Source organism: Pseudoalteromonas sp. RB2-MNA-CIBAN-0110, assembly GCF_040309305.1.
Taxonomy (GTDB): domain Bacteria; phylum Pseudomonadota; class Gammaproteobacteria; order Enterobacterales; family Alteromonadaceae; genus Pseudoalteromonas; species Pseudoalteromonas arctica.
Map to the genome: position 1 here is coordinate 1 of NZ_JBEOOQ010000015.1, position 13,602 is coordinate 13,602.

Annotated in this window: 14 protein-coding genes and 1 rRNA gene; 11 read left to right on the plus strand and 4 right to left on the minus strand. The window is 38.1% G+C overall.

Annotation, left to right across the window (positions count from 1 at the left end; all coding sequences use genetic code 11):
* Positions 1 to 205 precede the first annotated feature (205 nt).
* The 3 genes from rrf (at position 206) to AAEY68_RS09285 (ending at position 2,703) form a co-directional block, all read left to right on the plus strand.
* Positions 206 to 320: ribosomal RNA gene (rrf, locus tag AAEY68_RS09275) — 5S ribosomal RNA — on the plus strand.
* Between the two features lie 728 nt (positions 321 to 1,048).
* Positions 1,049 to 2,242 (plus strand): porin, encoded by a 1,194-nt coding sequence (locus AAEY68_RS09280; RefSeq protein ID WP_024592236.1) that lies wholly within the window; start codon positions 1,049 to 1,051, stop codon positions 2,240 to 2,242.
* Positions 2,242 to 2,703 (plus strand): hypothetical protein, encoded by a 462-nt coding sequence (locus tag AAEY68_RS09285; RefSeq protein WP_007579756.1) that lies wholly within the window; start codon positions 2,242 to 2,244, stop codon positions 2,701 to 2,703. The genes AAEY68_RS09280 and AAEY68_RS09285 overlap by 1 nt, the downstream gene beginning before the upstream one ends.
* A gap of 41 nt (positions 2,704 to 2,744) precedes the next feature.
* Here the strand turns inward: AAEY68_RS09285 and AAEY68_RS09290 are convergent, their stop codons facing one another.
* The gene (locus tag AAEY68_RS09290) at positions 2,745 to 4,736 is read right to left on the minus strand and encodes a putative bifunctional diguanylate cyclase/phosphodiesterase (RefSeq protein ID WP_350585855.1); all 1,992 of its coding nucleotides are present in this window, start codon (positions 4,734 to 4,736) and stop codon (positions 2,745 to 2,747) included.
* Positions 4,737 to 5,098: 362 nt separating this feature from the next.
* Here AAEY68_RS09290 and AAEY68_RS09295 point away from each other — a divergent pair, with 362 nt between their 5' ends.
* The 8 genes from AAEY68_RS09295 to AAEY68_RS09330 all read left to right on the plus strand — a co-directional run bounded on the left by AAEY68_RS09295 (position 5,099) and on the right by AAEY68_RS09330 (position 11,129).
* Positions 5,099 to 6,031, plus strand: coding sequence for a hypothetical protein (locus tag AAEY68_RS09295; protein WP_007579759.1), 933 nt, complete (start codon positions 5,099 to 5,101; stop codon positions 6,029 to 6,031).
* A gap of 26 nt (positions 6,032 to 6,057) precedes the next feature.
* A complete protein-coding gene (locus tag AAEY68_RS09300) occupies positions 6,058 to 6,957 on the plus strand; it encodes a DUF350 domain-containing protein (protein ID WP_024589503.1) in 900 nt (299 codons plus the stop codon).
* 3 nt (positions 6,958 to 6,960) lie between these two features.
* Positions 6,961 to 8,682: a polyamine aminopropyltransferase gene (locus tag AAEY68_RS09305; RefSeq protein WP_024592234.1), complete on the plus strand. Its 1,722-nt coding sequence runs from the start codon at positions 6,961 to 6,963 to the stop codon at positions 8,680 to 8,682.
* 79 nt (positions 8,683 to 8,761) lie between these two features.
* Positions 8,762 to 9,175 (plus strand): YjfI family protein, encoded by a 414-nt coding sequence (locus AAEY68_RS09310; protein WP_024592233.1) that lies wholly within the window; start codon positions 8,762 to 8,764, stop codon positions 9,173 to 9,175.
* A gap of 24 nt (positions 9,176 to 9,199) precedes the next feature.
* Positions 9,200 to 9,892 (plus strand): PspA/IM30 family protein, encoded by a 693-nt coding sequence (locus AAEY68_RS09315; protein WP_004335088.1) that lies wholly within the window; start codon positions 9,200 to 9,202, stop codon positions 9,890 to 9,892.
* Between the two features lie 74 nt (positions 9,893 to 9,966).
* A complete protein-coding gene (locus tag AAEY68_RS09320) occupies positions 9,967 to 10,605 on the plus strand; it encodes a DUF4178 domain-containing protein (protein ID WP_024592232.1) in 639 nt (212 codons plus the stop codon).
* On the plus strand, positions 10,602 to 10,928 hold the full coding sequence (locus AAEY68_RS09325) for a hypothetical protein (RefSeq protein WP_010554828.1): 327 nt from the start codon (positions 10,602 to 10,604) through the stop codon (positions 10,926 to 10,928). The genes AAEY68_RS09320 and AAEY68_RS09325 overlap by 4 nt, the downstream gene beginning before the upstream one ends.
* Before the next feature lie 15 nt (positions 10,929 to 10,943).
* Entirely contained in the window at positions 10,944 to 11,129 is a 186-nt protein-coding gene (locus AAEY68_RS09330) for a hypothetical protein (RefSeq protein WP_024592231.1), read from the plus strand.
* A gap of 29 nt (positions 11,130 to 11,158) precedes the next feature.
* Here the strand turns inward: AAEY68_RS09330 and AAEY68_RS09335 are convergent, their stop codons facing one another.
* From AAEY68_RS09335 to AAEY68_RS09345, 3 genes are all read right to left on the minus strand, one after another.
* Positions 11,159 to 11,560, minus strand: a complete 402-nt coding sequence (locus AAEY68_RS09335) for a hypothetical protein (RefSeq protein WP_024592230.1) — start codon at positions 11,558 to 11,560, stop codon at positions 11,159 to 11,161.
* 10 nt (positions 11,561 to 11,570) lie between these two features.
* On the minus strand, positions 11,571 to 12,104 hold the full coding sequence (locus AAEY68_RS09340) for a hypothetical protein (protein WP_101216212.1): 534 nt from the start codon (positions 12,102 to 12,104) through the stop codon (positions 11,571 to 11,573).
* A gap of 110 nt (positions 12,105 to 12,214) precedes the next feature.
* Positions 12,215 to 13,591: a class II fumarate hydratase gene (locus AAEY68_RS09345; protein WP_350585857.1), complete on the minus strand. Its 1,377-nt coding sequence runs from the start codon at positions 13,589 to 13,591 to the stop codon at positions 12,215 to 12,217.
* Positions 13,592 to 13,602: the final 11 nt, after the last annotated feature.

Sequence of the window (13,602 nt, forward strand, 5' to 3'; positions counted from 1 at the left end):
AAGTGGTGTGAGCCATTAAGCTAACTTGTACTAATTACCCGTGAGGCTTAACCATACAACGCCAAACGCGTTTTATGTGATAGTGAAACAAGCGAAGAAGTTAATATAACTAAAGTAGATATTACTAAGAAAGACTTAAAAAATATTATCAGATATTTTCCAAATTCAGTTAGTGCGTAGCGATACGGATTAACGCCCAAATTTGCTTGGTGACAATAGCGTTTTGGACCCACCTGATCCCATGCCGAACTCAGTAGTGAAACGAAACAGCGCCGATGATAGTGTAGCATTTGCTATGTGAAAGTAGGACATTACCAGGCTTCAAATTGTAGAAAGCCCGAATCTAACGATTCGGGCTTTTTTACGTCTGCAGAAAAGTGAAATGTGCGTAATTAATACACACTCACATTAATACGCATCACGTAGGGCGGGCGAGCATAGCGACTCCCGACGCTAAAATCATGAAAAATATCCGCTCAGCAATGAGTGCGCATCATTTTCACTATGACTCTCCACCGCTGTGGGCACTATGACATTACACAAGCTTCACATTGTAGAGAGCCCACATCTAACGATTCGGGCTTTTTTACGTCTGCAAAAAAGTAAAGCTTGGGTGGGTTTTTCATATATCGGATTATAATTAAATCAATTACGCTTTATCAAACACCCACATTAAACACTCAATCCTAGTGAACGACATGAATTAAGAATCTGTTTTATCTCCTACTTAGTTGATAAGTATCTATATAAGTATAATCAAGCTCTATCTCAGTAATATTCAAGAGGGGTGAGGTGCTTTTCCATGTAAATAGTATTACCTAGATGCTTAATGTTTTTATAGAACACATATATTGTTCCAACATGTAATTCATTGACTATAATGATTAATCCTAGTTATGACTTTGCTAGCTAAACTTAGATAGCGGTAAAATGCGCTACTTAAAATAATTAAATAATTGATTATCCGAACAGGTGAATTATTTCATCGTTAGCATAATTAATCTTCACTGTATTTTGCATAATTCAACAAAGGATTTAATTTTCTCTGATGCGATATAAAATATCTTGGTGCTTACTTTTTACCACTATGCTTACTCATTTTTCTGCTTTTTCTAATGAGTTTGAATTTTCTGGTTATGCTCGAGTTATTGGTGGCTACTTAGACGAAAAAAATGTCGAATATAAGGGATATGAAGACAGCATTAAATTTTCTCCATCTAGTTTAATTGGATTCCAAGGCGAGTATCAGTTTGATGATAAGTGGTCTGCAACAGCTCAAGTTTTGCTAAGAAGCAATAACACAACAGCTTCCGATAACTCAGGGTTAGAGTGGTTATATTTAACATATAGACCGACGGATAATATTCAAATAAAACTCGGAAAATTACGCACACCTTTTTTTACCATGAGTGACTTTTCGGATGTTGGTTTTGCGTACCCATGGATCAATCCACCTCAACAAGTTTATGATACTTATTTATTTAAAACGTTTAATGGCATAGATGCTGTTTATAAATTTGGTGCAGAAAATTTTGATGTGAGCTTTGAAGGTTACTATGGTGAAGAGTCGGGTGATATAGGTATTGGCGCCTTAAGAACGGGCTTTGAAGTTGATAACCTTTTAGGATTTATTGGTAAGATTAATATTGAAAACTTAGAGTTTAGAGTTTCCCGTTATAATGGGAATATCAAGCTTGATATTGATGAGATAAGACAGCTAGAAAACGTACTCGATAGTCTTAACTTTACAAAAAGCGCTAGCTCGGTAAAAACAAAAGGTCGAGCACATGCAGACCAATTTGGTGTGATTTACGATAATTTAGATTATTTTTTTAGAGGTGAGTGGATCCGCATAAAAACTGACCTAGGGATAGTGCCTATAATTCAAAGCTATTATTTAACTGCCGGTGTTAATTATGCCCCTTTTACTTATCACTTAACATTTGCAGATAGCGACGTTGAAACTCGTTCTGCTGAGAATGAAATTCCGTTAGGTATTAATAGCGACTTAGATCAACTTGCATATGGGTACAATCGTATTTTTGATGAATCTACGCCTGATTCAATTAAGAGTTGGACAGTTGGTGTACGCTGGGATGTGTTGCCAAATCTTGCCTTAAAAGCTGAATTTTCAACGCTAGAAGGCGACGATGTAAAAGACTCGTTTTTTGTTACTCCTGATGACTCTGATTTTGATAAAAAAACTAATCTTTATCTTATTGGTTTGGATTGGGTGTTTTAATGATATTTTTTAAACCTATTAATAACATTAAAAAAACTATGATGCTCTTTGTAGTCGCTAGTAGCCTATTTGGTATTAGCATTTCAGTTTATGCAGAAAATACAAAGTCCTCGAACGTCATTATTGTAGTAAATACCACAGACCAAAACTTATCTTTTAGTAAGCAACAAATTCGCCATATTTATATGGGTGGAGCTATGAGCAGACAATTTAAAGCTGTTAACCTATTTGTCGGCAATCCGCTTAGAATAAATTTTAATACTAGGATGGTAGGTCTTACTGAATCTAGAATACAAGCTTATTGGGCCCAAATGCGATTCACTGGGCGCAGCAAACCACCTGTTGAGTTTGAGTCTACAGAAGAGGTTATAGAATACTTACTAACCGTTGAGGACTCAGTAGCTTACCTTCCTGCAGGGATCACTATACCTAAAGAGCTCACCATAATTTCACTAAATTAAAAGTAAGTCGTTTAGTTAGAAAAAGCATCAATTGCACTGAGTTATTTTGTAGTTATTGTTAGTTCTTTAAATAATGTTTCTGCTCGTTCAATTGCTTGTGGTAGTTGTGCAATGCACACTGGCTTTGCAAAATAATAGCCCTGCATTTCATCACTACCATGTGATACTAGGTAGTTAGCTTGATCGGCTGTTTCAATCCCTTCGCTACATATTTTCAAACCAAGGCGCTGGCCTAAATCGAGTATTGCTTGTAATACCGCAGTGTCTTTTGCTGAGCTTGCATATTGATTTACAAACATTCGATCTATTTTTAATGTATCAATTTCAATTTTAGTAAGATAACTCAATGAAGAGTAACCAGTGCCAAAATCATCTAATGCAATCGAGCCGCCCATAGCTTTTACTTGATTAAAAAATTTATTAGCGTTCTCAAAATTTTCTAAATAGCTTGATTCTGTTATTTCAAACTGAATGTTTGAAATATTTACGCTATGTTCAAGTAGTTTACTTTTTACAGTATGAATGAAGTTATGATCTTTTAAGTCATGGCTTGAAAGGTTCATGGAGACGAGTACATTGTTCCCCATAAGTTGTTTTAGCATTTGCATATCTTTAAATACTTGTGTGATAACCCATTGAGTAATCGCTTTTATTTTACCTGCTTGTTCCGCAATAGGTATAAACTCACCAGGAGAAACAAAGCCTAGCTTTTCACTTTGCCATCTTATTAAGGCTTCTAAACCTTTGGCTTCTCCTGTACTCGACATTTTAAGCTGGTAAAATAACTCAAATTCATTTTGTGTTATTGCATGAGTTATTAAGTTAGCGACTTGCGATTTTCGTTTGTTATCTTCAAGCATCTTATGATGGAAAACGGTATATGCACCTTTGCCTTTTTCTTTTGATGTGTACATTGCAATATCAGCATTACTAATGAACGTATTTATATCAAATTTAGCTTCTTTGGCACTCGCTATACCAATACTAATACCTGCTGGTACGTCCCATTCGTTTATAGTGAACGGCTCTTTCATACCCTCAATGATACTTTCGGCGATATCTATAACGATAGACTGCTCAGTGATATTAGGTAGCATAATTAAAAACTCATCGCCGCCTAATCGCGCAATTATGTCGCTACTTCGCAGATGGCTTTTCACTTTATTTGCGACGGCTTGTAAAAGCATATCCCCGGTTTCATGGCCAAGTGTATCGTTAACCCCTTTAAAGCTATCAACGTCAAAAAACATAATTGCAATGTCTTGGTCGTTACTTTTACTACTAGCTAACTCAAGTTTAAGCAGCTCCATAAAAAACATGCGGTTAGGTAGGCCTGTTAATATATCGTAGTTAGCGAGGCGCTCCATTGAATGTGTTTGTACTAAAAGCTGTGCGGTGTGTTTATGATTGGTTTGAACTTGGGAGTCAATTGTTTGTAGTAATGTATTAATGTCATTACCAAGTTGAGATACTTCATCGTGTCCAGTTACTTGATATTGAAGCTTATAATTTGTTGATTTTTCTACTTTCTGTGTGAATTCTGAGAGCTTTAAAAGTGGGCTTAATAAACGCTGATATATCCAAAATGAAATAATAATGGTGAGTACAATAATTAAAACTACAAAGGGTGCTGCACTGTAAAAAAGGCTAACCTTACTTTCATCTAATGGTTTTTTAAAGTCTTGTACAATGAGTAAATACCCAATAGGAAACTGTTCCTCCCCAATTGCCTTTAAGGCAACTAGTCCTTCATTGGTTATTGTAACCGCGTAAGGTAAATCTTTAGGTTGAATACTGACGAGTTCAGGTTTGAAGTTCTCTAGATATAGATAGTTAGGGCGCACGTATGACTGAATTAACTGCCAGTCAGCATCAAATACATTTACAAACTTAATATGTTCGTATCGATCAAAACCGAGCAATTCGGTAGTTATGGAGAACAAGTCAACTTGCTCAGACATAACGCGTAATAAACTATCGGAAATGTTTGAAGACATTGCATCTAAGTTTTGTTTAACAGATTGACGATACAAATCTTCGTGCTCATTAATCGCGAGGAAGAAAACTAAATTTGCGCTAAATATAATTAAAACTGTTGTTATTATAATAAATTTATACCGAATACTATGAAGCATCAAATTTAACCCTTAACCGTCATTTAATTATGTTTTAGTTATTATTATGTAATCAGACAATCCATAATTACAAAAAAAGTTACTTACTTCGCCCTTTTTAGCACTAAAAATCTAACATTAAGAATGCTTTTAAATTCATATACTAAATATAGCTGTTTATTTAATTTTGTACTGACTTACTTTGTTGCAATTTCATTCTTGGTTTAATAAGTGACCTGTGTAAAACTACCTGAGTTAATTTAGTAAATCAGGTGACATGAATGTCGAATATTAAAGCTTGGAAACTTATAAGCCTGTTTTGTTTGTTCGCAGTGCTTATGGGTTGTCAATCGAAAGAAGAGCAGCTGCAACAAACAATTCAAGAGTCTATTAAAAAGGTAGATACGGAGCTGTCTCAGCTTGGTACTGCACTCGATAATGGAAGTGTACGCAATGCTGTGTTACTTAAAGAATATGGCGAGCTTCTTAAAAAACAACAACCAGAGCTTACAAAAGTTGTTGATGTAATTACCCTTGATGCAACGCGCCAAGGCGCACTTTATAGTGGCTTAACACAGCGACTTAAAGATATTAAAGGAACTTACTTAATTCCTCCTTACGAAGATACGTTACATAGCATTGATTTGTTGCGTGATGCATCTAAACCTACGCTATTTTCTGATGCGTTAACCGATCCTATTAACATGCTAGCAGATATGTCGAAAGGCACTTTAGCGCGTGTAGGCGCAATTAGTAAGCAAGCTGAAGGTGAGGGTGTTGGTAACCAAATGGTAGGTAACCCAAACTATGGTAACTGGCAATCAAATAGTAACGGTATTAGCTTTTGGCAATGGTACGGAATGTACCGTATTTTAGGTGATGTATTTGATCGTGTTGAATACGGAAGCTGGAGTAAGCGCCGAAAGTATAGCTATTACAATGACTATGGCCGTTCGCGTTATTCAAGCCCTAAACAAATTAAAACCCAAAGCGCTTTAGAAACACGCACGCGCCAAACATACCAACGCCAAGGTAAGCAGTTTACCAGTCCTTATGCGAGTAAAAAAACAGGTGCATCAGGTTTAAGCCGTAGTAGTTATACGCCAGCAAAAAGCCGCAGTAGTTATTCTCGTTCGAGCAGTTATAGCAATAGCTCAGGATCGGTGCGTGATAGCGGTAGCAGAACCTCTCGTGGCGTGAGCCGTGGTAAGTAAAAGAATAAAGTTGGAGTTAGAATAATATGTATGAATTTAATGGAATAACTATGTGGTCACTGCAAGCGCTGGCGATTGATTTTGCAATTATTGTTTTATTATTTGTAAGCCTTAAATATATAAAAGGCTGGGTTTCAAACTTACATGCAAATGATGAAATAACAGAGCGTGATAACTTTGCTTTTGGGATTAGCTTTGCCGCTGGCTTAGTGGCACTGGCGATTGTATTAACGGGTGTAAGTAGCGGAGCTTTTGCTGCAACACTGCAACAAGAAGCACTGCAAATGTTAGCTTATGGCGCATTAGCAATTGTACTGATTAAGTTGGGTCACTTTTTTCAAGATAAAGTAGCTCTTCGTAAAGTAAGCCTGCACGACGAAATCGTTAAAGGTAACGTTACAGCTTCAATAATTGATTTTGGCCATGTTGTCAGTGTTGCTATCGTTATTCGCTCAGCTCTTTTATGGGTGGCTACTGACGGCTGGCATGGTCTTCCAATTGTAATTGCCGCCTTTATTATAGGTAGTGTTGTATTACTACTTGTTAGCCAGTACCGAGTGCAGTTATTTAAGCGTACAAATAAAAGTGGCGACTGCCTACAACAAGCAATTGTTGATGGTAACTTAGCTGTGGGTATTCGTTACGCTGGATTTTTAGTCGGTAGTGCATTAGCTATTACAGCAGCAACGGGTGTTGCACCTTACGCGGCTGATAATATTAATGCGAGTTTACTATACTGGGCTATTAGCGCAGTAGTGAGCCTTGTTGCATTTATTATTTTGCACTTAGTGACAATTAAAATAATTTTATCTGGTTGCGATATTTCCGATGAAGTTAATCGTCAAAAAAATGTAGGTGTAGCTACTATTTCTGCAGCAGTATCATTTGCTGTAGGTATCACTATGGCAACATTACTAGGCGCATAATCAGTGTCATCAACCACAACTAGCCCAAGTAAGTCTCGCTTACTTGGGCACGATATACTACTTATTACTGTTATGGCCGTGCTTGCTGGGTGCGGCCTTATTTATGAATACTTACTGTCTCATTATGCGGGCCGTGTACTTGGCTCGGTAGAGAGCGCTATTTACGCCATGATCGGTACTATGATTGTAGCAATGGGCTTAGGCGCTTTTTTAGCGCGTTGGTTTAAAGATGCATTTACCGCTTTTGCTTGGCTAGAAAGCATTATTGCTTTGGTTGGCATGGGCTGCATTTTAGCGATAGCGGGTGTAATAGCAGTTAGTTATTCTCTTCCTCATTTATTTTCGAGCATTTTTAATTTACCCCCTGATGTTGTACTTAATGGTTACGTATTTCAAAAGCTACAAGAGTGGTCACGTTTTCTACCTTATGTTTTTGGTTTAATACTGGGCTTATTTATTGGTATGGAAATACCGCTTATAGCGCGCATTCGTCAGCACGTTTATGGCCGTTTTTTAGAAAACAACGCAGGGACTATTTATGGTGCCGATTATATTGGTGCTGGTATTGGTGCAGCCATTTGGGTAAGTATCATGCTCTCAATGCCTATAATGCAAGCTGCAGCGTGGACGGCGTTATTTAATATCATTGCGGGGCTCGCGTTTTTATGGCGCTACCATACCCATGTGCGCTTTGCTAAGGCACTTTTAGTTTGCCATATAGTATTACTGGCATTATTTGGCTTTATTTTAGTATTTGGCAGTAGCTGGATGAACAACCTAAGTAATGTTTTATACAAAGATAAAGTAATTTATTCGCAAGCAACTAAATACCAACACGTAGTTTTAACCGAAAGATTAAGCAAAAACCAACCTCAGCCAATTACCGATTTATATTTAAATGGGCGTTTACAGTTCTCAAGTATTGATGAGCAAATATATCATTCAATGCTGGTTTACCCTGCAATGCTTGCCTCTAACAGACACGACCGTGTATTAATAATTGGTGGTGGTGACGGGCTTGCACTTAGAGATGTTTTAAAGTGGCCTGTAAGTGAAGTAACGCTAATAGATTTAGACGCGCAACTACTCAATTTATTTGGTCATAAAGACGGTGACTTTACGCCGCCAGAGCACATCAATAAGCGATTACTACAGCTAAACAATAAATCGATGCATGACTCGCGAGCCAACATAATTGTGGGTGATGCATTTTTAGAAGTTGAAAAGCTACTTGACCAAGCTAAGCAGTTCGACACTATTTTAATTGATTTACCTGACCCTAATCATCCTGATCTAAATAAAATGTACAGTGATTACTTTTATAATCATGTACGGCAGTTATTAGCACCCGATGGCGCAATGGCGGTTCAATCAACCTCACCTTATCATGCTAAAAAAGCATTTTTAAGTATAGGTAAAACGGTTAAAGCTGCAGGGTTTGGTTATGTTGAGCAATATCAGCAAAACATACCTTCGTTTGGGCAGTGGGGCTGGACTATAGCCACTAAAATGGGGCAGTCGGCCAGTGGTCGTATTAATGATACGACGGCTATGCCTGTGCCATCAAGGTGGATTAGTAAAGAATATTTATTGGCAAGTTTTGTATTTCCTAACCACTACTTTGAACAAGTTAAAAGTATTGAGGTCAATAGGTTAGGATCTGGTCAGTTGTATGATTACTACCGAACTGCATGGCAAATAGAAAGCGAATTGTATAAAAACTAATAAAACATGGTTGACATAATATGTCGACCATGAGAATCTTAACTCAGACATAATATGTCAAACGACAAAAGGCAGAGACATGGAATTAAATGAACTTTCAATAAAATTAGCTTCTTGTGAAACCGAAGGCGCTAACTTTGAGTCTTTCTTGATTGCCAACCCTGGCGAGCAAGATGTTTTACAAGTCATTGTTGATGGAAATGATGAACTTCCAATTTTTGTTACGCAAACGCAAGAGCAGTTATTATGTATTAGCTACTTGTTTGACGAAGATGAAGTTAAAAGTGAATTACGCGACGAATTAAACGAAACATTATTACGTTTAAACGTGCCAATTCCACTGAGTGCATTTGCTAAAATCGATAACAAATACGCGATTTTTGGTGCACTGTCGGTAAATTCATCATTAGATGACGTTACCCACGAACTAGTGACATTAGCCGATAACGCTATCGATGCACTAGAAGCCGTGACCTTGTATTTAAACGATTAATAGCTAGTTAGTGGAGTTAAGATTATGAGTATTTTAAAAAAATTATTTACAGCCGTACGTGGCGGCGCTCGTGAAGCAGGCGAAGCAATTGTAGACAAAAATGGCATCCGTATTTTTGAGCAAGAAATTGCAGACGCGCAAAATGCACTTCACCGAGCTAAAAAAAGCCTTACTGAAGTAATGGCTAAAGAAATGCAAACTAAGCGTAAAATTAGCGCTGTAGATGCATCAATCGCTGAACATGAAGCGTATGCAGGCCAAGCTCTTGAAAAGGGCAACGAAGCATTAGCATTAGAAATTGCAGAAAAAATTGGTGACTTTGAAGCTGAAAAAGCTGAAAACGAGCAAGTATTGTCTGGCTTTAGCAATCACATTGTTGCGCTTAAGCAGCAAGTTAAAGATGCTGAAAAATCGATTAAAGAGAATCAGCGTCAGCTTACAATGGTTAAAACCACTGAAAGCGTACAGCAAGCAACAATGGCTGTTAATAGCACGCTTAATACAAACAGCTCGTCTATGACATCGGCTCGTCAATCGCTTGAACGCATTAAACAGCGCCAACAAGATCGAAGTGACCAGCTTGGTGCTGCAAAGCAACTTGAGTCAGACGTAAATGGCGATGACTTAAAAGCAAAAATGGCTGAAGCAGGCATTGGCGACACAAGTCCAAAAAGCGCTGATATTTTAGCTCGCATCAAAGCGAAGCAAAATAGCTAACCATTACGTTTATACTTTAAAAAGGTAACCGAGTTTTTCTCAGTTACCTTTTTTGCTTAAAAGGCAGCCTTCCTATGTTTAATTTTTTCAAATCTAAAAAAGAGCCAGAACGTCAACTTAATCATCCGAGCGATCTTAAAAAAGGCGACATGTTTAGCGTTATTGACTCATTTGCCTATCCTGCATGGTTAAAGGGTGAAACATTACGTGTTACTGATATTCAGACTTACCAATATCAGCACAGTAGTGATACTGAATTTGTACTTGAGACAAATAGTGGCCAAGTTGTATTTTTACAAATTGAGCAAGATGACGGCGAAGAGTGGGCTAACTTTTCTATTAAAATTCAGCGAAACGAAGTTGAAGAGATATTTAGCCTTGATGAGTTTGCGCGTATTTTTGATGAAGAGTCGTTAACCCACATTACAGTGCAAAATACACCAGAGCGCTTTATGCAGTTTTTAGCTAAAAGCTATCAACAAAGCGAGTCGCCTTATGTGTGTTATTTCCATAATAAAGATTACCGCAACCAAACTTTGCCTCGCTATGAGCAAGAAGGTGGTGAGCCATGTGAAATGATTTGCTTAGCGTCAGATAATGAAGGCTTTGGTTTAAATATCGAAATTTGGGATGGCGGCGAAACCGAAGTATCGCTAACGCTCATGCGTCCAATGTCAGACATTGTAGACTTGTTTCCCGGAGATGCTAAGTGAGTGATGCTAAAGATAAGTGGTTACGTCAGGAACAAGCTGTACGTGCCACACAAATGGCATTCGATCTAAGCAGCGAAGTTCAAAAGCTGATAAAAAAGCAGGCAATTGATCAAGAGCTAACGCCGTCAGATATGATCCGAAAAATACTTGGCTTAGACGTAAAGTCTAAAAAAACGCGTCAACGTTTATCGTTTAACTTAAATGATGATGAAATAGCGCAACTAGCCAGTCGCTTTGATGTACAAAGCGATGATAAGCGAGCCGTAAAACAACAAGTAGCTGATTTATTAATAGCTCACACTAAAAATAAAAAAGTGAAATAATTTAATTAGGTTTTTATGAATATTGTTTTAATTGCTTACTTAATTATTTTTGCGTTGTTTGGTACTGCGGCGAGTTATTTTGTACGTTTTATTTATGCATATTGGGTGCTTAAAACAATGCCCATGAAATACATTATTAAAGCGGGTATTTGCGTGGTACTGGTGGTAGTAATTTCAGCGTTAATTCCGTATTTAAGTTAACGCTGAAATTAGCTTATACGCGGCCGTTTTTATTTTATATCAAACGACTGGCATTGGTGGTTAATACACAGCGATTGCACTTCAAGTACAGGAGAACAATCAGTTAAGCCTTGTGCTTTATTTTGTATGTTTTCTTGTTTTGTTATTTGTTGAGCAAGCTGTTCTGCTTCTTCTTGAGATGTGTTTAGCGTTGAATAAACAGCATATTTACTCGGTCCGCCGCATGAGCGGGCGCCCACTTCAAGTACTTTGCACTGAAAGCTTGCAGTGCAGCTATTATTACTCACCATGTTATTCAGATCATAGTTTAAGTCAGATAAGTTTTTACTTTGCTCATTTGACGTCACAGTACTAGCACAACCACTTAGTAATAAAATGCTGCTAGCAATGCTTAAAATTGATAGTTTAATTGCCGATGGTAAACATCTCATAACGTTATCCTTAAAATGCACTTACCGCTGAGCCTTCAAGTTTAACACATTTATTTTCAACACACTGCGTGCTTGGCGTTGTTAAATGCTGACAAATGCTCATCATCCCTTTTTGTGAATTATAACTACTTTCAAGCTTAGTAATTTTATCGCTAAGGACAGCTACTTGTTCCTCAGACGCGGTGTTTGTTGAGTACACAACAAAGCTGCTTGGCCCACCACATGCGCGACTGCCTACTGCACTTACTCTACATTGGGTGCTGGTATCACATTGCTTATCTGTAATTAGCGTATTTAATTCGGTTTTAGCTGTTTTTATATCGTCTATTGAAACGTTTTTTAAATCAGCTTTTGGTATTTTTTCAGCAACTACGTTCTTTTTAGTATTTTCTTGTAATTGAGTGTTTTCTTTTAGCTTTTGTAGCTCTTGCTTTGGTGCTTCAGCTTCTGAGGTGATTGTTACTTGCTGCGTTTCAGTGGGTGCTTTATCTAAGCATGCAGTTAAACACAGTGGTAAAAGTATGGCTAACAATGGGGTACGCATAACAAACCTTGATAGTGATGAAATATTCATCACTATCATACACGGTGCATTTTTTACGGCAATAAAAACTATATTATCAAGTAATTAAAGCCGTGAAAAATACCGTTTTGTTAAAGTCCACCCTGCGTTAGTTTGGTGGGGTTAAGTAGTTTTTCGAGTTCACTGCGTGGTAAATCAGTTTCTTGTTCGGCTACATCAATAATAGGGCGGGCTTCTTTATAAGCCTGCTTTGCTATTTTTGCTGCTTTTTCATAACCGATCACCGGATTAAGTGCCGTCACTAAAATTGGATTTTTAGCGAGCGCTTTATCTATATTAGGCTGATTTACCTTAAAGCTGGCAATGGCTTTATCGCCCAATGCCTGCGCGCTATTGGCAAGTAATTCTATGCTTTGTAAAATATTATACGCAATGACTGGCAGCATAACGTTTAGCTCAAAATTACCCGCTTGGCCTGCTACGGTAATCGTGGCGTCGTTGCCAATAACTTGTGCGCTTACCATGGCTGCGGCTTCTGGTATTACTGGGTTTACCTTACCTGGCATAATAGACGAGCCCGGTTGAAGTGCTTCAAGCTCTATTTCACCTAAGCCCGCAAGTGGTCCTGAATTCATCCAGCGTAGGTCATTCGCTATTTTCATTTGTGCTACAGCGAGTACTTTTAATTGCCCCGAAAGCGCGACTATGGCGTCTTGTGAACCTATATTATAAAAAAAGTTACTACTGGGCGTAAATCTAATACCTACATTGGCACTCAGATTTTCTGTAAATTTTGCTGCAAATTTAGGGTCGGCATTTATTCCTGTTCCAACGGCTGTACCGCCTTGTGCAAGTTCGCATACACGCTCTAAGCTATGTCTAATTCCTGCTGCGGCATGATTAACTTGTGACTGCCATGCACTTAGTGTTTGATCAAACGTTACAGGCATTGCATCCATTAAATGCGTACGGCCCGTTTTAACTATATGGCCTACTTCAGCTTTTTTCTTTTCCAGGCTTTGCGATAAGTTTTCAAGCGAAGGAAGTAATTTATACACTACATTTATTGCGCTACTGAGTGCGATAGCAGTAGGGACTACATCGTTAGAGCTTTGCCCCATGTTTACATCATCATTAGGGTGAATGCTTTCACTGCCTAATCGGCTAGCAAGCGTTGCAATAACTTCGTTGGCATTCATATTTGAGCTTGTGCCTGAACCAGTTTGAAAAATATCAACGGGGAAATGCTCAACATGCTCGCCATCAATGATACTTTGACAAGCTTGCTCAATAGCATCGGCTTTAGCTTTGCTTAAATGGCCAAGCTCGCAGTTACTTTGCGCAGCAGCTTGTTTTATATAAGCCAGTGCAGTGATAAATTGCTTTGGCATAGATAAGCCACTAATGGCAAAGTTATTAACTGCTCGTTGTGTTTGCGCCTGATAGAGCGCATCAGTAGGTACTTGTAGCTCGCCCATGCTGTCTGATTCTGTTCTAAAGTTGCTCATAAGTGTGCTCC